The organism is Thermoanaerobacterium sp. PSU-2, from assembly GCF_002102475.1.
Classification (GTDB): domain Bacteria; phylum Bacillota; class Thermoanaerobacteria; order Thermoanaerobacterales; family Thermoanaerobacteraceae; genus Thermoanaerobacterium.
This window is the reverse complement of sequence record NZ_MSQD01000009.1, coordinates 21,434-41,470: the sequence shown is the minus strand read 5'-3', so window position 1 is coordinate 41,470 and position 20,037 is coordinate 21,434. Positions and strand designations below refer to the sequence as shown.

The window sequence follows — 20,037 nt, the reverse complement described above, 5'->3', positions numbered from 1 at the left end:
AAAAATTTAAGTCACGTTCACTTGACATATAAAAAGAAATGGTATACAATAAAATTAAACCAAAACGTTTTGGAAAAGGTGGATATGTAATGGCAGTTACTATAAAAGATATTGCAAAATACGCAGGTGTTTCTGTAACTACGGTTTCCAGAGCTTTAAACGGATATCCGGATGTAAGTGAAGAAACAAGAGAAAAAATCAAGAAAATAGCTGAGGAGTTAAACTATTCTCCTAATTCTATTGCAAGAGGATTAGTGACCAATAAGACTCACACAGTAGGTCTGGTTGTTTCAGAACTTATTAAACCAGGTGCGTACCATCCATTTTTTCTGGAGATATTGGCAGGTATAAAGGCGGGTTTAAGAAAAGATAAATACGACCTTATATTGTATACGGTTGATCCGGCTTCACAAGATGTGACGCCTTATGAAAAATTATGCAATGACAGGAAAGTTGATGGCGCTATTGTGGAGGGTTTAAAATTAAGCGATCCGTATATAGAGGAGATAAAAAACACAGATATTCCAACTGTGTTGATAGATATTCCTATATTAAATGATAAAGTAGGCTATGTCAGTTCAGATAATGTGCAAGCTGCTTTTGAGGCAACAAGCTATTTAGTAAAATTGGGGCATAAGAATATCGGTTTTATAAACGGGCATAATGATGCTGCAGTGAGTTTTGAAAGATTGGAAGGATATAAAAAAGCGCTTTACAAAAACAATATTCCTTATAAAGACGAATATGTTGTTTTTGATGATTTTACTCAAGATGGAGGATATAATTGTTTCAGAAAGATGATTTTTGAAAATCCAGAAATCACTGCAGTTTTTCACGCTTCAGATTTGATGGCTATAGGTTCATTAAAGGCTGCACAAGATCTTGGCATGCGTGTTCCTGACGATATATCTATAGTTGGTTTTGACGACATTGAATTATCATCACTGATAACTCCAGGTTTGACAACAATAAGGCAGGAAAATTATAAAATAGGTTATATGGCGGCCAGACATCTTGTATCGATAATAAAAGGTGAAAAACCAAAACATATCGTAGTACCCCATAGGCTTGTTATTCGGCAATCTGCAAAAAAAATATAATTTTTTTAGTAAGTCACCAAAACGTTTCGGATACATTATTTGGCAGGAGGTATACGTGTGACTAGATACACATTTGTTGACGATATAAATAAGTTGTTAAGCGATGATAAATGGCTTATTTCGCAGGACCGATATGACAAAAAATTAAATCAAAGGTATGAAACAAATTTTACTCTTGCAAATGGATATATGGGAGTAAGAGGAAGTTTTGAAGAAGGCGCTGATGATGAGTGCCCAGGTAACTTTATTGCTGGAATTTTTGATAAGTCAGAAGCTCAAGTAAGGGAATTGGTCAATGTACAAAATTGGGTTGGCATAAAGATATATGTTAATGGAAAAAATTTAAATCCTGATAAATGTGAAATCTTAGATTTTATCAGAATTTTAGATATGAAACATGGAATCCTGTTTAGAGGCATTACATTAAAAGATGATTCTGGAATGATTACCCATATAGAAGGGTACAGATTTTTAAGCAAACATAACGTTCATCGTGCTGCTATAAAGCTATTTATAACACCTGTGAATTATAGTGGTACCATTGCTGTAGAAAGCATAATTGATGGATCTGTGTTAAATTCAAAAGAAAATCCAGCACATAAAACAAAACATTTACGTGTTGTTGAAAATACTGACTTTGTCAATGGTGGTTGTTATCTTGAAACAGCCACAAGAGATGATGATGCAAGAATTGGAACAGGCTTCTATGTAAAAATTTATCGCAGCGATGATGGAGATAATATTGTAAAGCATAAAAGATTTGCTCCGTTAGGTGAAATATCTTCAGAATACTATGAGTTTGATGTGGCTGAAAATAAAACTGTCGAAGTAGACAAATTTGTTTCAATTTACACATCAAGGGATATAGCAAAGGAAAAGATTAAAAGCAAAGTTGAGAAAGATGTTTACAATTTTGCTTCAGAGGGTATAGATAATGAACTTCTAAAGCACATTGAAATATACGAAAAGCTTTGGAATGTTGCGGACATTAAGATAGATGGTGATAATGAGGCAGATAAGGCTTTGAGGTTCAATGTATTTCATCTGATGAGCTCTGTTAACGAAAGTGACCATAGGGTAAGCATTGCAGCAAAAGCTCTCCACGGGGAAGGATACAAAGGCCATGTTTTTTGGGATACAGAAATATTTATGCTTCCATTTTTTATATACGTGTATCCAAAAGCAGCTAAAACACTTCTTATGTATAGATACAATCTTTTGGATGCGGCAAGACAAAATGCCATACGAAATGGATATAAAGGGGCTCAATATCCATGGGAATCTGCTGACACAGGAAATGAAGAGACACCACAATGGGGTGTTGATTATAAAGGCAATCCTGTAAGGATATGGACTGGAGATATAGAATACCACATAACTGCCGATATTGCTTTCGCTGTTTTTGAGTACTACAGAGCCACAGATGATATAGATTTTATGCTTGAATACGGGATAGAAATGATATTAGAAACTGCCAGGTTTTGGGTATCAAGATGCGAGTACAATGATTCGTTAGATAGGTATGAAATAAATGATGTGATTGGCCCTGATGAGTTTCACGAGCATGTAAATAATAATTCATATACTAATTATCTTGCGAGGTGGAATATTCAAAAAGCAATTGAATTCGTTGAAATTTTGAAAAAGGACTATCCATCAACATATGAAATGTTGTCATCTAAGATTTGTTTAACAGAAGATGAACTGAAAAACTGGAAAGGTATTATTTCTAAAATTTATATACCGTTTGATAGAGAAAAAAAGATCTTAGAGCAGTTTGAAGGCTATTTCAAGAGAAAAGATTACGTAATAGATAAGTTTGATGAGAATAATATGCCGATATGGCCTGATGACGTAGATGTCACAAAATTAAATGACACGCAACTTGTAAAACAGGCTGATGTAGTGATGCTTATGCTCTTATTAGGTGAAGAATTTGACTATGAGACTAAAAAGATAAACTATGAATACTATCAAAAGAGGACGATGCATAAATCTTCGTTAGGTCCAAGTATGTATTCTATCATGGGTTTAAAAGTTGGTGATTATAAGAACGCGTATTATTCATTTATAAGGAGTGCTAATGTGGACCTTGTAGATAATCAAGGCAACACAAAAGAGGGTCTCCATGCCGCTTCTGCCGGAGGCACATGGCAGGTTGCTGTATTTGGATTTGGCGGTTTGAACATTGATAAAGAGGGCGTTTTGAATATCAATCCATGGTTGCCAGAGAAATGGCGAAAGTTGTCGTATCAAATTTATTGGAAAGGCAATCTGCTTCAAATCAATATTTATAAAGATAATGTAGATGTAAAACTTCTTGAAGGCAACGGAAGAAAGGTAAAAGTAAAAATAAAAGGAAAAGATATTGAAGTTAATTAGATGTGCAATAGGCATAAGCAGAAATTGCTGCTTTGCCTATAAAGATAAATAACTGTGAATAAGGGGGGATTCAGGATTACTTTAAATTGGTGAATATTTAGTTTGCTTAAAATCATAATTTATCAAGAGAGGAGAAAATAAAATGGGTAAAAAATTTATAAGCATTTTTGTCGTTACAATACTTTTGATAGCCGCATTGCTTTCCGGATGCTCGGCAAAACAAAACACTGCTTCCAATAGCAACAATAATGAAACTAGCTCTGTTCAAAAACAAGACACTGCAAAACCTGTAACTTTAAAACTTGGCATGTGGTCTTCTTCACCTGCTGAAACAAAAATTGTAAATGATCAGTTAGCTGCGTTTAAGCAAAAATATCCTAATATTAATGTGCAAATTGAAACAATAGTAGGCGATTACATGCAAAAATTACAAACAGAAATTGCTGCGAATGTAGCTCCGGACATTTTCTATCTTGATAGCATGCCGGCGCCGCAGCTTATGTCGTCAGGTGTTTTAGAACCATTAGATGATTATATCAAAAAGTACAACGTAGATGTAAATGATTTCGAACCATCGTTGCTTTCAGCATTTCAGTGGGAAGGAAAAACATATGGTCTTCCAAAGGATTATAACACATTAGCGCTTTTCTATAATAAAGACATGTTTAATGCTGCAGGTATAAGTGAACCTCCAAAGACATGGGATGAATTAAAAGCAGATGCTCAAAAATTGACCAAGAATGGGGTAAAAGGCTTGGTTTTGTCGTCAGATCTTGCAAGGTTAGAAGCTTTTATGCTTCAAAATGGTGGCTCAGTATATAAAGATGGAAAGGTAACTTTAAATCTTCCAGAAAATGCTCAAGCACTTGACTTTTACACAGGGCTTATTACTAAAGATAAAGTGGCGGATACACCACAGAATTTAGGTGGAGGGTGGAATGGCGATGTATTTGCTGCTAAAAAAGCTGCAATGGCCATTGAAGGAGGATGGATGATACCATTTTTAAAGGATAAAGATCCAAACCTCAATTACGGAATAGCTGAGCTTCCTGGAGGCAAACAAAAGGCAACATTAGCTTTTACTGTTGCTTATGTAATGAATAAAAACAGCAAAAATAAAGATGATGCATTTAAATTATTGGAGTTTTTAACTGGAAAAGAAGGGCAACAATTTGTGGTTGATTCAGGTCTTGCCCTTCCATCAAGGAAGTCTATGGAAGAAGGATTTAGAGCAAAATATCCAGATAGAGTGGCATTTATCGATGGCGCAGCTTATTCATACCCATGGCAGTTTGGACTTCTTGGTACAAAAGTATCTGATGCAGCAAATAAAGCTTCAGATTCGCTTATAATGAAGCAGGCAAATAATGCTCAAGAAGCACTTGATAATGCACAGAAGCAGCTTGGACAATGATGCTATGCAGCACCTTAATGGTGCTGCATAAAGATTTTGATGTTTGATTTTTTGCAATTAATGGATTGAAAGGAAGAGTCTCAGTATGAAAGCTCATTCAATTTCAAAGAAAAGATATATAAACGAAGCTATTTCGGGATATGCCTTTATGATGCCTTTTGTTATTTCTATTTCTGTATTTATTATTGGACCATTAATTTATGCATTTATAATAAGCTTTAAAGATTTTTCATACTTAAATCCTTTATCAAGCCACTGGGTAGGGTTTAAAAATTATATAGGATTGTTAAATGATCAAACATTTAAAAGGGCATTGCTTAATACAACGATATATTCATTGTTTGTGGTACCTACGCAATTATTTATAGCATTAATCCTTGCATTAGTCGTTGATTCAGACATTAAAGGAAAAACCTTTTTTAGAGTTGCGTATTATATACCTACTGTGACATCGACAGTTGCTGTGTCAGTTATTTTTTTGTATTTATTTAAAGCAGATGGATTGGTCAATATAATCTTGTCAAAAATCGGTATACATGGTCAAGCATGGTTTAACAATGTCAATTTTGCCTTGCCGTCAATCATGATGATGGCTATTTGGTCATCAGTTGGAAACTATATGGTAATATTCTTGGCAGGGCTTCAAGACATTCCTGCAGAATTGTATGAGGCGGCAGAAGTAGATGGCGCAAATAAATTTCAAAGATTTGTAAATATAACTCTTCCATTGTTGAGACACGTTGTATTCTTTAACCTTGTAGTCTCATTGATAGGCACTTTTCAAATTTTTGATCAGGCGTACGTTGTGTCAGGAGGAAGTGGAGGACCTCTTGATGCGACGATGACGGTGGTTCTTGACATATATAAAACAGGGTTTAAAGATTTTAACATGGGTTACGCATCAGCTATGGCTTTTGTACTATTTCTAATTATTTTGCTTTTAACACTATTGCAAAGAATATTATTTAAAGAAGAAATGTATTAGGAGGTAAATATATTATGTCTAAAGCATTCAGATTTATTCTCTATTTGATAGCCATAGTCTATGCTGCAATCACATTAGGGCCTTTCATTTGGTCTATAATAACTTCGCTTAAACCTACAAGCGAAATAGATAGTTTAAGCGTTAATTTGAGGAATTTAACGTTTGGTAACTATAACATGATTATAAGTCAGTTTCCATTTCTGAAGTGGTTCTTTAATAGTTTGATTGTTGCTATCGCAGTTACATTTGGAAATTTATTGTTTAATTCAATGGCTGGATACGCTCTTGCCAGAATTAATTTTGCAGGACGTAATTTCCTATTCATTATTGTGTTGGCGCTTATGATGGTGCCTGGACAGGTTGTAATGGTGCCAACGTATATTTTATTAAGCAAATTAGGATGGGTGAATACTTATTGGGGGCTTACTATACCGTTTTTAACCAGCAGTTTTGGAATATTTTTAATGAGACAATTCTTTTTATCTATTCCGAAAGAGATGGAAGAAGCTGCAACGATAGATGGATTGTCTAGATTTAGGATTTTTCTGCAAATAGTTTTACCATTGTCGAAGCCTGCTCTTACAACACAGTTTATATTCATGTTTACAGGCAATTGGAATAGTTTTTTGTGGCCAAGTCTTTTGACGTCCAGCGATAATATGTACACACTGCCAGTTGGATTAAATTCATTCTACGGACAGTATTATCAATTTTGGAATCAAGTAATGGCAGGCGCTATACTTTTGACGTTGCCGATGATACTTATATTTCTCGTATTCCAAAAACAATTTGTCAAAGGGATTTCTACAACAGGTCTTAAATGATTTGTGTTGATGTATTAAAATGAATGTGATATAATTGTAAGCGGTTACTATTTTATATGCATTATGACTCTAAGTTAATTGCGAAGGGAATGTGTGGTCTGTATGGCAAATATAGATGATGTAGCAAAACTGGCGAACGTTTCAACAGCAACTGTTTCAAGAGTTTTTAATAATAGTCCATACGTCAGCGAAAAGGCAAGGGAAAGTGTATTGAAAGCGGCAAAAGAGCTTGGCTATGAGCCAAGCATATTGGCTCGCAGTTTGGCCATGAAGAAGACAAACACTATAGGTTTAATAGTTCCTGACATATCTAACCCGTATTATAGTGAAGTTGTTCGCGGAATAGAAGATGTATGCAATATATATAAGTACAATATAATTCTTTGCAATGCCGATAACTCCAGAGATAAAGAAATACAGTACATTGATATGTTGAAAAGCAGATGGGTGGATGGCATAATATTCCATAGCGATTATTTTTCGGATGAAATATATGATATTTTCAAAGACAGAAAAATACCGTTAGTATTAGCTGGAAGAGCGACGAATTATGATGTGCCGTATGTAGTAATAGACAATAAAAAAGCTGCTTATGACGCTACAAAATATTTGATATCGCAAGGTCACAAAAAAATAGGTGTCATCCATGGCGATTTGAACGGTATGAAAGAAACTGTTGATAGTGTTGATAGGCTTTACGGATTTCTCGATGCTATGAAAGAAGCTGGTCTTAAAGTATATGATGAGTTGATAAAAGAAAGTAATTTTAAAGCAAAAGGTGGCTATATAGCTGCAAAAGAAATGCTAAAAGGCAGTGTTAAACCAGATGCTATCTTTGCCTTCAGTGATGTAATGGCTATGGGTGCTATTAATGCCATTTATGACGCTGGTCTAAGATGTCCGGAAGATGTTTCTATAATAGGATTTGATAATCTCGACTTGGCAGAGGTGACGAGGCCAGCTTTAACTACTGTTGCGCAGCCTATGTACGATATTGGCGCTGTTGCAGCTCGCATGTTGATAAAGATAATAGACAATAAAAAAATATCTGAAAAGAGAGTTATTTTAAAGCACAGATTGATTATTCGCCAGTCCTGCATTTAAAGAAATGCACAAAAAAATTAAAAAAATAATTTAAAAACTATTGATTATTTTTAAAAAAGATGTTACAATATAACTGTAAGCGGTTACAGATTGTGTTTATTGACAGTCTATTTTAGATTGGATGATATAAAAACTGTAGCTTTTATTTGTCAAGAAACTGTAAGCGGTTACAGTTATGCTTTATTAAGCTTAAATTTGGCAAGCAATCAAGTAAAACATTAAAATTGTTAAATATATTTTTTAATAGAATATTTGTTGTATCAATGCTTGCTGAATTTAAGTCAAATTTTTACTTTATGTATAATAAGTCGATATTGCTCATCTTGGAAAAACTAAAAGGAGGTGCTAAAAAAACTTCAATTGTGATTTTACAATCATCATAAAAATTAAAAAATAGGAGGAGCGTTTGTATGAAAAAAATATTAAGTTTATTAATTTCGACGATCTTAATAATTGCCTTAGTGACAGGATGTTCATCAAGCAATAATAGCAAAACTAGTCAAAATGGAACAGCTTCCAGCCAAAATAGCAAGATAACCATAACAGTGATGCAAAGCAAAACCGAAATACAGTCTGATCTCCAAACTATAATTGATGACTACAACAAATCACAGGATAAAGTAGAAGTGAAACTTTTAGGTACTTCAGGAGATAATTTTGCTACTGTATTACAATCGCAGTTTTCTGCATCACCAGAAAAAGCACCTACGATATTTACTATTGCAGGACCAGATACTCCTAAATTTCAACCATATATGGCTGAAATAAAAAATTCAAAAGCGGCTGAAATGTTGGCAGATGGAGTAAAAGACGATGTTACTGTTGATGGCAAGTTATATGGTCTTCCTTCAGCAGTTGAAGGCTATGGTTTGATTTACAATAAAAATTTGTTTAAAGAAGCAAACATAGATCCAGCATCAATAACAAGCATCGATGCTTTAGTTAATGCATGTGAAAAATTGTCAAAATTAAATGGAGTTGTTAAACCTATTGCTTTTGCGAAAGAGACATATTTCTCATTTATACATCCTTTTAACTGGGCTTTTGCAGTTGATCCAAATTACAAGACAGATATAGAGAAACTTGACAAAGGGCAAATTACTATGAAAGACATACCGAGTGTAGTGCAATGGATAAAAGATATGGATAAGATAAAACCATATACAAACAATGCACTTGATTCATACGATGATCAAGTGGCGGGATTTGCAAGTGGCAAATATGCTATGATACACCAAGGTGACTGGGTACAATCAGTCTTGGATCAAGATAAACCAAATTTTGAATATGGAATTATTCCATTCCCGACAGGTGGAAATACAAAATTAGCTGTTGGTACTGCTACTGCATGGCGTGTAAATAAATATGCAACGCCAGAACAACAAAAAGCTGCAATTGAATTTTTGGATTGGTTGATTACAAGCGATAAAGGACAAGAATATTCTGCAGATACTTTAAAGTTTATTCCAGCATATAAAGGAGTAAAGGCTCCAAAGGCTCCACTGGCAGCGGAAGTTGCTCAGTATGTTGATAAAGGTCAAATCATTCCATGGGTGTACAACAATTACTTCCCTAACGGAATAGATGTTGATGGTTCTAATGTCATTCAAAAGTATTATGCTGGACTTATAAAAAATGACGATCAATTCTTATCAGAATTGACAAATGTTTGGGTTCAAGATGCTGGCAAGTAATTAGCTTATAGGACATACTTCTTTTGCACATGGTCGAGAAGTATGTCCTAATTTAAATCAATGTGTATACGATAGGAGTGAAAATATGAAAAAAAATAGCAATACATTGACGTTTTGGCTATTTTTAATACCATCACTATTTATCTTTATAAATGTAGTAATAATTCCTTTTATATTAGGCATAATTTATTCTTTTACAGATTGGGATGGTTTTTCGTTTTTTGGTTCAAAATTTGTAGCATTTAGCAACTATTTAAAGGTGTTTAGAGATCAGAATTTTTTAAGTGCATTTTTATTGACTTTTAAATATGCGATTATTATGGTAATAGTTTCTAATATAATTGGTTTCTCTTTAGCGCTTCTTGTGACAAGAAAAATGAAGACTAGAAATATTTTAAGATCGATTTTCTTTATGCCTAATTTAATAGGTGGCTTGATATTAGGATTTATATGGCAATTTATATTTACAAAACTGTTTGTTCAGTTAGGGACTGTGTTACACGCCTCAAATATATTCTTTAATTGGATAAATGATCCTAATATGGCCTTTTGGAGCATTGTGATTGTATCAGCATGGCAAATGTCAGGATACGTAATGATCATATATATTGCAGGATTGGAAAGCATTAATCCAGACATAATCGAAGCATCTCTTATTGATGGTGCAGGACCTGTGAGAAGGCTATTTAACATCATACTACCACTTACTGTTCCTTCTTTTACCATAAGCCTTTTTATAACTTTGTCAAATTCATTTAAGCAATATGATACAAATTTATCGCTTACAAACGGCGGACCTTATGGTACGACAGAATTATTGACGATGAATATTGTGCAAACGGCATATAAGCACAATCAATATGCCATAGCTCAATCAAAAGCTGTTGTATTTTTTGTCGTAATCATGGCTATTACACTTGTTCAGGTGTATTTAACAAAGAAAAGAGAGGTTGAGATGTGATGGAAAAAGCCAAGAAGAATATGACTATTTTAGAAATATTCGGTTGGGTATTGACACTATTTGTTATATTTCCTGTTTATATTATGATTATTAATTCTTTTAAAGATAGAAAAGAAATATTTACAAGTGAATTAAGTCTACCTAAGGCCTTAAATTTCACATATTATATTCAGGCAATACAAAAGATGGATTTTTTGACTGCTTTGGGCAATTCTTTGTTTATAACAGTTACAAGTGTTGTGTTTATAATCGTGCTGTCATCGATGGCGGCATGGGTTCTCGAAAGGAATAAAACGACTATTTCCAATATTATATTTTATACATTTGTTGCAACAATGCTGATACCATTTCAATCTGTCATGATACCATTAGTGCAGTATTTAAGTAAATGGCAGATTTCGGGGACGAATTTTTCGCTGATTGATACGAGATATGGGCTTATCTTTATGAATATAGGTTTTGGCATAGGCATGTCTACATTTTTGTTTCATGGATTTATTAAAAATGTTCCGCTTGAAATGGAGGAAGCTGCTACGATTGATGGATGCAATAAGTTTCAATTGTTTTGGAGAATAGTTTTTCCTAATCTTAAGCCTATTATTGTGACTGTAGCTATATTGAATGTTATATCACTTTGGAATGACTATTTGCTTCCGTCGTTGGTATTGCGCAGTCCTAACCTTAGGACTATTCCGCTGTCGACGTTTTTCTTCTTTGGAGAATTTACTATAGAGTGGAATTTGGCATTAGCAGGTTTAGTGCTGACGATAATACCGGTAATTATATTTTACCTGTTCTCACAAAAATACATCATTAAAGGTGTCATGGCTGGTGCAATAAAATAGGTTTGTCGACTTTATTTAGAAAGCGTGGAGGTTCAGATGAAAAAATCAATATATCCTTATGATGAATGGAAGATAATAGAAAGCAAATTCCATATAGAAACAAATTATCGCAATGAAACTATTTTTTCTTTAGGAAATGGGTATTTTGGTATGAGAGGCACATTTGAAGAAGGTTATTCAGGTCCTAATGGTACATCATTTAATGCAACATACATTAACGGATTTTATGAAATCTATGATATCAATTATGCAGAAGGCGGATATGGTTTTCCAACTTACGGTGAAGCAATGGTAAATGTTGCTGATAGCAAAATTGTAAAATTGTTAGTAGATGATGAGCCATTTGACTTGTTGAAAGGCAATCTAATTCAATACGAAAGAACACTGAATATGAAGGAAGGTTTTACAGAGCGAAAGATTGTTTGGGAGACTGAAAAAGGGAAAAAGCTGGATATAACTGTAAAAAGATTGATCTCTTTTAAAAGGCAACATTTAGGTGTTATAGTTTTTAGCTTTAGACCGTTAAATTTTAGTGGGAAGATAAAATTGATTTCCGAAATTGATGGAAATGTATATTACGGGAATGAGACAGATGACATGCGCGTAGGAAATAACATGAGAGGAAAAGTCGTAAATACCATTGACAGTCACATTGACGGATATATGGGATGGTTAATGCAAACTACAAAAAGAAGTAAGCTAAAATACATTTGTTCTGTAAACCATGATGTAAAAACTGATTGCCATTATGAACTTAAAAATTACAACTCAGATGATAAAATAGGTTTTGAATTCTCTATTGATGCTGAAAAAGATAAAATTTTTCAGCTTGATAAGTTTATTTCGTACTACACATCAAGAGAATGTTTAGAGGATAAGCTTATTGATAGTTCGGTACATGAGGTCATAAATGCCAAATCGGATGGAGTAAATATCATCTTTAAGGAGCAGTTTGATTATTTAAATGAATTTTGGACGGATGCAGATGTGGAAATAGACGGCGATATTTCTATGCAACAAGGCATAAGGTACAACGAATTTCAATTGTTGCAGTCTGTAGCCAAAAATGATATCGCGAATATATGTGCCAAAGGTCTTACTGGTGAAGGATATGAAGGACACTATTTTTGGGACTCTGATGTCTATATCATGCCATTTTTTCTCTACACAAAACCAGAGATCGCCAAAAACTTTGTAATGTTTCGATACAAATTGTTAGATGCGGCCAGAAAAAGGGCGAAGGAATTGGGATATAAAGGTGCCCTTTATCCCTGGAGGACGATAGATGGACCGGAATGTTCATCTTATTTTCCAGCTGGAACAGCTCAATATCACATAAACTCTGATATAGTTTTGGCTATAAAAAAATACGTTGAAGCAACTTTAGATTACGAATTTTTGTACAAGTACGGTGCGGAGATTGTTTTTGAAACTGCAAGGCTATGGATAAGCATAGGTGCATATATTCCTTTGAAAAATAATAAATTTTGCTTGAATTGCGTAACAGGACCTGATGAATATACGGCATTGGTTGACAACAATGCGTATACAAACTATATGGCACAAATGAACTTAGAGTATGCATACTTTGTTGCCAAGGAAATGGCTAAAAAAGCTCCGGAATATTATGCTAACATTAAAGAAAAGATTGGACTTGCTGATGAAGAGCTAAATGAATGGAATTACGCAGCACAGAACATGTATTTGCCTTATTCAGATGATTTTGGAATTATTCCACAGGACGATAGCTTTCTTTATAAAGAGAGATTAAATGCCAAAGATTTAGAAAGCGAAAAACCCTTGTTGCTTCACAGACATTATCTAAATATATACAGATATCAGATATGCAAACAACCTGATGTCTTATTGCTTATGTACCTAAGAAGAGAATTATTTAGCATTGATGAAATTAAACGAAATTACGATTACTATGAGCCAATAACGACTCATGATTCATCGCTTTCACCAGCCATATTCAGTATTCTTGCAAATGAGATCGGATATTATGATAAAGCCTACGAATATTTTATGATGACGGCGAGAATGGATCTTGATGATTACAATGGGAATGTGAAAGATGGGATACACACTGCTTGCATGGCTGGTGCTTGGAGCGCAATCATAAGTGGATTTGGTGGAATGATGACATATCCTGATGGACTTCATTTTATGCCTAATATACCTAAAAGTTGGAAGTCTTTATCGTACAACATTAGATATAAAAATTGTAAAATACATGTGAGCATTACCCAAGAAAAAGCGTCATTTTTATTGCTTGAAGGTGAGATGTTGAAAATTCATGTTTACGATGAAGAAATAACGCTTTTGAATGGCAATAAAGTTGAAAAAGAGGTGAAAAAAGTTGATAAACAAAAGTGTTAAACATAAAGGCGTGATATTTGATTTAGATGGTGTGATTACGGATACTGCTGAATACCACTATTTGGCATGGAAAAAGTTGGCTGATGAATTAAATGTATATTTTGACAGAGAAATAAATGAAAATTTGAAAGGTATTAGCAGAATTGAGTCATTGGAGATAATTTTGAAGAAAAGCGATAAATTCTTTAGTGAAGAAGAAAAGTATTATCTGCCAGATAAAAAAAATGAATACTACAAAGAGATGATAAAGAGAATGACATCTAAGGATTTACTTCCTGGTGTAGTAGACTTAATAAGAGAATTAAAAGATAGAGGAATAAAAATAGCTGTGGCTTCTGTAAGCAAGAATGCAAAAACCGTTCTTTCAAACCTTGGCCTCATTGAGACATTTGACTACATTGTGGATGCAGAAAAAATAAAAAATGGCAAACCAGATCCGGAAATTTTCTTAAACGCTGCCGCAGGAATTGACGTTGAACCTAAATTATGTATAGGAATAGAGGATTCTAAAGCTGGTATTGAAGCCATAAATAGAGCAGGAATGGTGTCTATTGGAGTTGGCAATTATGAAACAGTGAAAGGGGCAGATATTGTCTTAAAGGACTTAAGCGATCCATTGCCAATATTAAACTTACTATAAAATAGTAATAATAACCTCCCAAAGGAATAAATTTATTATAGATTCGTAGTTGGGAGGTTATTTTTTGTGAAGATATATTATATCAAAAAAAGCGTCATCATAAACTTGTTAGCGGTTTTCGTACTAGCATTTATATCTATTTTATACACAAATTACGGTGTTCCACCTGTTATAAGTACGCTATTTAATATAAACAGACAGCTTCCGATTTACAGTGTTGATATTCCTGATAAAAGGGTTGCCATATCGTTTGACGCATCATGGGGCAGTGATAAGACAGAAAGACTTCTGCAGATATTAAAAGATAAAAATGTAAAGGCCACATTTTTTTTGACGGGGCTTTGGATTGATAAATATCCTGAACTTGTAAAAAAAATTTATGAAGAAGGTCATGATGTGGAAAACCATAGCAATACACATCCACACATGACGCAGTTAAGCGATTCGGAAATGGCAAATGAGATAAAAGCTTGTGAGGAGAAACTTGTAAAGATCACTGGACAAAAGCCTTATTTATTTAGACCTCCATACGGTGACTACAACGATAGAGTCATTGAGACAGCAAAGAGTTTAGGATATTATACTATACAATGGGATGTAGATTCGCTTGACTGGAGAGGTCTTGATACGGAAGCGATAATAAACAGGGTATTGCCGAACGTTAAAAAAGGTTCCATTATTCTATTTCACAATAATGGTCAATTTACACCTGAGGCGATACCGTACATCATTGATAAACTGAAAGAAAATGGATATCAAATAGTTCCTATAAGTCAGTTGATATATAAAGAAAATTACTATATTGATCATGAGGGCAGGCAACATAAAGAACAATAAAATTTTATTAAGTTATGCAATAATAATTGCAAAAAAATAAAATTAATGATATTATTTTGATAATGTTGAGAAAAATAATATCAAATTTTTTGCAATACTTCGTATTGAGGTTGGGTGGTTCAATGAAGTTTATTTATGTAAAACGATTAAATATTTTAATAAACCTGTCATAAATGCTCTTCTTTGTTAATATCTATATTTTAAGAAGATACACATGATGGAAGGGAGAGTAAACAGATGGCAGGTAATATATTGGGGAATAATATGGTTAATGTATCTGGTAAAATTGTAAGCGAATTGGAGTTTAGTCACGAGCTTTATGGGGAGCAGTTTTATAATTTTACGCTTGAAGTGCCAAGACTAAGTGACGCAAAAGATATGCTTCCGATTACTATTTCAAATAGACTATTTGAAGGCATAAACTTAACTCCAGGCACTAAAGTGAAAATAGAAGGACAGCTTAGATCTTATAATAGGCAATCGCCAAATGGTGGTAAAAATAGGCTGATATTGACTATTTTTGCAAGGGATATTATAGTCGTAAGTGATGATGAAAGCATTAAAAATCCTAATGAGATTTTTTTGGACGGATTTATATGTAAAGAGCCTGTTTATAGAACAACACCATTTGGGAGAGAAATATCAGATTTGCTTGTGGCTGTCAATAGACCATACAGCAAGTCAGACTATATTCCAGTAATCGCATGGGGGAGAAATGCCAGATTTTGCGAAAAGCTGAAAGTAGGCGATCGCATAAAATTGTGGGGAAGGGTACAAAGCAGAGAATATCAAAAAAAAGGAGATAATAACGAGATTATAACGAGAACAGCCTATGAAGTATCCATAACAAAAATGGAAAAAGTCAATAAAGAGGATTTGATTTTGACACAGCAATAGATATTTTACATACAAAAGGAGAGATTGTCGTTGAAAAACGGTTTGATCCAAATATACACAGGCGATGGAAAAGGCAAGACGACTGCTGCTATAGGCCTTGGCATAAGAGCTTTAGGCAGAGACTTTAAGGTATATATGGTTCAATTTTTAAAAGGGAGAGATACGGGAGAGCTTTATGTTTTAAAAAACATAGATAATTTCAAGGTTTTTAGATTTCAGTCAAGTGAAAAATTCTTCTTTCAGATGGATGAGAACGAAAAAAATGTACTTAGAGATGAGATGCATGAGGCTTATAAATTTATAGAAAATGTCATTAAAAATGAAGAGTGCGATATGCTTATATTAGATGAAATAATGGGGGTAATACAGAACAATATTTTTTCTGTGGAAGATGTGCTTAAACTCATGAAGGAAAAGCCAGATACAATGGAGATGATTTTAACAGGAAGAAATGCTCCTAAAGAGCTTATTGATAATGCAGATCTTGTGACAGAGATGAAGTTAGTTAAACATCCTTTTGAAAAAGGTATTTCCGCTAGATATGGAATAGAATTTTAAAACCCGGCTAAGCCGGGTTTTTTTAACCTCTTAAATCGTCCAATAGTTTAGTTTTTTCTCTGGTCTTTTCGTCTTTGATTTTGACAATTTTAGCAGGGACGCCAGCTACGACAGTGTTTGGCGGTACGTCTTCTGTGACGACAGACCCTGCTGCCACAACAGCATCGTGACCAACTCTGACACCTTCTAGAAGGACGGCATTAGCTCCTATAAGCACATTATCTTCAACTATAACAGGTATACTGCTTGGTGGCTCCAGCACGCCTGCTATGACTGCACCAGCGCCAACATGGACATTTTTCCCGATTATTCCTCTTGCACCGATAACGGCATTCATGTCTATCATTGTATTTTCACCAATTTCAGCACCTATATTTATGATAGCACCCATCATGATTACTGCATTTTTTCCTATTTTTACTCTATCTCTTATGATGGCGCCTGGTTCGATACGGGCATTTAAGTCTTTTATATCTAGTAATGGTATCGCTGAATTTCGCCTATCGTATTCAAGGTGATAATCCTTAATCTTGTCTTTGTTTTCATCTAAAAGTTTTTTAACATCTTCTAATTCTCCAAAAATTATTTTAAAATTGTCAGTGCCAAAAACTTTAAATATCTTTTCGTCTACATCTATGTTTCCGTTTATATAGGCTTTTACTGGTGTTGATTTTTTAGATTCCTTTATGAATTTTGCTATTTCATAAGGATTTGTCAATTCATCTTTTGAATTCAAAAGTCATCATCCTTTCTTGACAAGTGATTCCATGTCGTAAAGTCCAGGTTTTTGATTTATTAAAAACTTAGCTGCTAAAAGCGCGCCATTCCCAAATATTTCTCTTGATCTTGCAGAATGGCTGATTTTAATGATTTCGTCGTGACCAGCGAAAATCACTTCATGTTCGCCTACTACGGTGCCACCCCTTAAAGCATGGATTCCTATTTCATTTTTATCTCGCTTATCTACATTTGAGTGTCTTCCATACACATATTCCATTCTATCACCTAAAACGCTGTTGATGGCATCCGCAATAAGCAAAGCTGTTCCGCTTGGCGAATCTTTTTTCATATTGTGGTGCATTTCAAGTATTTCTATGTCAAAATTATCACTTAAAACTCTTGCGGCTTCTTTGACTAAACTTATAAGTACATTGATGCCTAACGACATGTTAGCAGACCTAAACACAGGAATATGGTTAGATGCTTCTTTTAAAGAGTTAATTTCTTCTTCGTCAAGCCCTGTTGTTGCAACGACAACAGGTAAATTTTTGCTTACAGCGGCTTTTAACAATTGCGGCACAGCAGTGTGATATGAAAAATCTATCACCACATCGGCATCCACATCTACTTCATCAAGGCTTTTGTAGACGGGAAATCCGCATTGACACTGATTTTGATCGATTCCAGCAACAACTTCAAAGTCTGGGTTTTGTGAAGCCCTGCTTGCGATTACTTTGCCCATTTTTCCACAGCAGCCATTTATTATCACTCTTATCATTAATACAGCCTCCTCATATCAGTCCAAATTCTTTTAACGTAGTTTTCAGTGCATTTAAATTCTTTTCGGACATATCGACTAAAGGAAGCCTCAATGGTCCGACATTGAAACCCATTAAATTCATTGCCGTCTTGACTGGAATTGGATTAGTTTCTATGAACATGACGCTATTTAAAGGATTTAATTCCAATTGCAACTTTCTTGCGGCTTCTATATCTCCATTCAAAAATAGCATTACCATTTCGTGTATTTTTTGAGGCACGATATTTGCGGTGACAGAAATTACACCTATGCCTCCTAATGAAAGTATCGGCACGACTTGATCGTCGTTTCCTGAATATATTTCAAATTTATCGCCCATTATCCTGGCTATCTCAGCTATCTGAACTATATCGCTACTGGCCTCTTTTACACCAACAACATTGTCAACGTATTTGCATATTTCTAAGTATGTTTCTGGTTTCACGTTCATTCCTGTTCTACTTGGAACATTGTATATTATTATTGGCTTATCGACATTTTTGGCGATTTCCGTAAAATGTTTGACAAGTCCTGCTTGAGTAGTCTTATTGTAGTATGGTGTTATGACAAGCAGAGCATCAGCACCGACAGATGAAGCATATTTACTTAGTTCAATGCTGTGACGCGTATCATTGCTGCCAGTCCCAGCTATGACCGGGATGCGACCATTTACTTTATCAACTGCAAATTTAATTGTATCCATTCTTTCTTTATCTGTCATCGTTGACGATTCACCAGTTGTGCCACATATTATTATGGCATCTGTACCTTCTTTTATATGCCATTCTAAAAGTTCCTCTAACTTATTAAAATTAACTCCATCTTCAGTGAATGGGGTAACGAGGGCAACACCTGAACCCTTAAATACTGGCATTATTAACCATCCTTTCTCAGATCATAAAGACATCATTTAATCAAAAGCTCAGCAATTTGCACAGCATTAGATGCGGCGCCTTTTCTGATATTATCTGCAACAATCCACATATTTAATCCGCTGTATACTGTTTCATCACGTCTTAATCTACCCACAAATACTTCATCGTGACCTGTTGCGATTGTAGCAACTGGGTATATGTTGTTTTCTGGATCATCCATTAAAACTACTCCAGGAGCATTTTTTAAAATGTTCTTTAAGTCTTCCATTTGATAAGGTTTTTCAAATTCAATATTGACGCTTTCACTGTGGGAATTCTTAACGGGCACTCTAACCGTCGTAGGTGATACCTTTATAGAATTGTCACCCATTATCTTTTTTGTCTCATTGATCATTTTAAGCTCCTCTTTTGTATATCCATCAGGTAAAAATACATCTATATGAGGAATACAGTTATTTGCTATAGGGTAAGGGAAACATTGATTTTTTTCGCCATTTAATGTTCTTTCAAGGTCATCAACGCCTTTTTTGCCTGCACCAGATACTGCTTGATATGTTGAGACGACAATTCTCTTTATTTTGTATCTGTCATGAAGGGGCTTTAGCGGGACTACCATTTGAATCGTTGAACAATTAGGATTTGCTATTATGCCTTTATTCCATTTAATATCTTGTGGATTTACTTCAGGAACTACCAGTGGTACATTATCATCCATTCGCCATGCGCTGGAGTTGTCAACGACTGTTACTCCTTTTTCTGCTGCTATAGGAGCGTACATTTTACTTACTGTAGCGCCTGCTGAAAATAATGCTATCTTTATATCTCTATCAAAGCTTTTTTCTGTCAATTCTTCTACAGTGTATTCATTTCCTTTAAATGTAAGCTTTTGGCCGGCAGTTCTTTTTGAGGCAAACAAATATAAATTGTCCACCGGGAAATTTCTCTCTTCTAAAACTTTAATGAACGTTCTTCCTACGAGGCCTGTTGCACCTACGATTGCTACATTGACTCCCATTATTA

The 20,037-nt window shown here is 34.5% G+C and carries 18 protein-coding genes; 14 read left to right on the top strand and 4 right to left on the bottom strand.

Annotated elements, in window-relative coordinates; genetic code table 11:
- Positions 1–89: 89 nt before the first annotated feature.
- From BVF91_RS08350 to BVF91_RS08285, 14 genes are all read left to right on the top strand, one after another.
- The gene (locus BVF91_RS08350) at positions 90–1,100 is read left to right on the top strand and encodes a LacI family DNA-binding transcriptional regulator (protein ID WP_085112967.1); all 1,011 of its coding nucleotides are present in this window, start codon (positions 90–92) and stop codon (positions 1,098–1,100) included.
- A 57-nt stretch (positions 1,101–1,157) separates the two neighbouring features.
- Entirely contained in the window at positions 1,158–3,482 is a 2,325-nt protein-coding gene (locus BVF91_RS08345; protein ID WP_085112966.1) for a kojibiose phosphorylase, read from the top strand.
- A 142-nt stretch (positions 3,483–3,624) separates the two neighbouring features.
- A complete protein-coding gene (locus BVF91_RS08340) occupies positions 3,625–4,896 on the top strand; it encodes an ABC transporter substrate-binding protein (protein WP_085112965.1) in 1,272 nt (423 codons plus the stop codon).
- Between the two features lie 85 nt (positions 4,897–4,981).
- On the top strand, positions 4,982–5,881 hold the full coding sequence (locus BVF91_RS08335; protein ID WP_085112964.1) for a carbohydrate ABC transporter permease: 900 nt from the start codon (positions 4,982–4,984) through the stop codon (positions 5,879–5,881).
- A gap of 14 nt (positions 5,882–5,895) precedes the next feature.
- Positions 5,896–6,705: a carbohydrate ABC transporter permease gene (locus tag BVF91_RS08330; protein ID WP_085112963.1), complete on the top strand. Its 810-nt coding sequence runs from the start codon at positions 5,896–5,898 to the stop codon at positions 6,703–6,705.
- A 102-nt stretch (positions 6,706–6,807) separates the two neighbouring features.
- The gene (locus BVF91_RS08325; protein WP_085112962.1) at positions 6,808–7,809 is read left to right on the top strand and encodes a LacI family DNA-binding transcriptional regulator; all 1,002 of its coding nucleotides are present in this window, start codon (positions 6,808–6,810) and stop codon (positions 7,807–7,809) included.
- A 410-nt stretch (positions 7,810–8,219) separates the two neighbouring features.
- Positions 8,220–9,503 (top strand): ABC transporter substrate-binding protein, encoded by a 1,284-nt coding sequence (locus BVF91_RS08320; protein ID WP_085112961.1) that lies wholly within the window; start codon positions 8,220–8,222, stop codon positions 9,501–9,503.
- 85 nt (positions 9,504–9,588) lie between these two features.
- Positions 9,589–10,464 carry a carbohydrate ABC transporter permease gene (locus tag BVF91_RS08315; RefSeq protein WP_085112960.1) on the top strand — a complete coding sequence of 292 codons (876 nt, stop codon included), beginning with the start codon at positions 9,589–9,591 and terminating at the stop codon, positions 10,462–10,464.
- Positions 10,464–11,309: a carbohydrate ABC transporter permease gene (locus BVF91_RS08310; RefSeq protein ID WP_085112959.1), complete on the top strand. Its 846-nt coding sequence runs from the start codon at positions 10,464–10,466 to the stop codon at positions 11,307–11,309. Before BVF91_RS08315 ends, BVF91_RS08310 begins: the two co-directional genes overlap by 1 nt.
- A gap of 36 nt (positions 11,310–11,345) precedes the next feature.
- Positions 11,346–13,691, top strand: coding sequence for a glycoside hydrolase family 65 protein (locus BVF91_RS08305; protein WP_085112958.1), 2,346 nt, complete (start codon positions 11,346–11,348; stop codon positions 13,689–13,691).
- Positions 13,672–14,331 carry a beta-phosphoglucomutase gene (gene pgmB / locus BVF91_RS08300; protein ID WP_085112957.1) on the top strand — a complete coding sequence of 220 codons (660 nt, stop codon included), beginning with the start codon at positions 13,672–13,674 and terminating at the stop codon, positions 14,329–14,331. The genes BVF91_RS08305 and pgmB overlap by 20 nt, the downstream gene beginning before the upstream one ends.
- Before the next feature lie 66 nt (positions 14,332–14,397).
- Entirely contained in the window at positions 14,398–15,168 is a 771-nt protein-coding gene (locus BVF91_RS08295) for a polysaccharide deacetylase family protein (RefSeq protein WP_085112956.1), read from the top strand.
- A gap of 237 nt (positions 15,169–15,405) precedes the next feature.
- Positions 15,406–16,065 carry a single-stranded DNA-binding protein gene (locus BVF91_RS08290; RefSeq protein ID WP_085112955.1) on the top strand — a complete coding sequence of 220 codons (660 nt, stop codon included), beginning with the start codon at positions 15,406–15,408 and terminating at the stop codon, positions 16,063–16,065.
- 30 nt (positions 16,066–16,095) lie between these two features.
- Complete coding sequence (locus BVF91_RS08285) at positions 16,096–16,623, top strand: cob(I)yrinic acid a,c-diamide adenosyltransferase (RefSeq protein ID WP_013788424.1); 528 nt, start codon at positions 16,096–16,098, stop codon at positions 16,621–16,623.
- Positions 16,624–16,645: 22 nt separating this feature from the next.
- On the opposite strand, the gene dapD is transcribed toward BVF91_RS08285, so the two are convergent.
- Genes dapD through BVF91_RS08265 form a run of 4 tightly spaced genes read right to left on the bottom strand, consistent with a single transcriptional unit; the run spans position 16,646 to position 20,032 of the window.
- Entirely contained in the window at positions 16,646–17,359 is a 714-nt protein-coding gene (gene dapD / locus BVF91_RS08280) for a 2,3,4,5-tetrahydropyridine-2,6-dicarboxylate N-acetyltransferase (RefSeq protein ID WP_085112954.1), read from the bottom strand.
- Between the two features lie 6 nt (positions 17,360–17,365).
- Positions 17,366–18,121 (bottom strand): 4-hydroxy-tetrahydrodipicolinate reductase, encoded by a 756-nt coding sequence (dapB, locus tag BVF91_RS08275; protein ID WP_085112953.1) that lies wholly within the window; start codon positions 18,119–18,121, stop codon positions 17,366–17,368.
- Between the two features lie 13 nt (positions 18,122–18,134).
- A complete protein-coding gene (dapA, locus tag BVF91_RS08270) occupies positions 18,135–19,016 on the bottom strand; it encodes a 4-hydroxy-tetrahydrodipicolinate synthase (protein ID WP_013788421.1) in 882 nt (293 codons plus the stop codon).
- 32 nt (positions 19,017–19,048) lie between these two features.
- Complete coding sequence (locus BVF91_RS08265; RefSeq protein ID WP_085112952.1) at positions 19,049–20,032, bottom strand: aspartate-semialdehyde dehydrogenase; 984 nt, start codon at positions 20,030–20,032, stop codon at positions 19,049–19,051.
- Between the last annotated feature and the right edge of the window lie 5 nt (positions 20,033–20,037).

What these genes read in the sequence shown, in the direction of transcription:
- BVF91_RS08350 (WP_085112967.1), top strand. Translation starts at nt 90, where the DNA reads ATGGCAGTTACTATAAAAGATATTGCAAAATACGCAGGTGTTTCTGTA.
- BVF91_RS08340 (WP_085112965.1), top strand. Translation starts at nt 3,625, where the DNA reads ATGGGTAAAAAATTTATAAGCATTTTTGTCGTTACAATACTTTTGATA.
- BVF91_RS08335 (WP_085112964.1), top strand. Translation starts at nt 4,982, where the DNA reads ATGAAAGCTCATTCAATTTCAAAGAAAAGATATATAAACGAAGCTATT.
- BVF91_RS08330 (WP_085112963.1), top strand. Translation starts at nt 5,896, where the DNA reads ATGTCTAAAGCATTCAGATTTATTCTCTATTTGATAGCCATAGTCTAT.
- BVF91_RS08325 (WP_085112962.1), top strand. Translation starts at nt 6,808, where the DNA reads ATGGCAAATATAGATGATGTAGCAAAACTGGCGAACGTTTCAACAGCA.
- BVF91_RS08320 (WP_085112961.1), top strand. Translation starts at nt 8,220, where the DNA reads ATGAAAAAAATATTAAGTTTATTAATTTCGACGATCTTAATAATTGCC.
- BVF91_RS08315 (WP_085112960.1), top strand. Translation starts at nt 9,589, where the DNA reads ATGAAAAAAAATAGCAATACATTGACGTTTTGGCTATTTTTAATACCA.
- BVF91_RS08310 (WP_085112959.1), top strand. Translation starts at nt 10,464, where the DNA reads ATGGAAAAAGCCAAGAAGAATATGACTATTTTAGAAATATTCGGTTGG.
- BVF91_RS08305 (WP_085112958.1), top strand. Translation starts at nt 11,346, where the DNA reads ATGAAAAAATCAATATATCCTTATGATGAATGGAAGATAATAGAAAGC.
- BVF91_RS08290 (WP_085112955.1), top strand. Translation starts at nt 15,406, where the DNA reads ATGGCAGGTAATATATTGGGGAATAATATGGTTAATGTATCTGGTAAA.
- dapB (WP_085112953.1), bottom strand. Translation starts at nt 18,121, where the DNA reads ATGATAAGAGTGATAATAAATGGCTGCTGTGGAAAAATGGGCAAAGTA.
- dapA (WP_013788421.1), bottom strand. Translation starts at nt 19,016, where the DNA reads ATGCCAGTATTTAAGGGTTCAGGTGTTGCCCTCGTTACCCCATTCACT.
- BVF91_RS08265 (WP_085112952.1), bottom strand. Translation starts at nt 20,032, where the DNA reads ATGGGAGTCAATGTAGCAATCGTAGGTGCAACAGGCCTCGTAGGAAGA.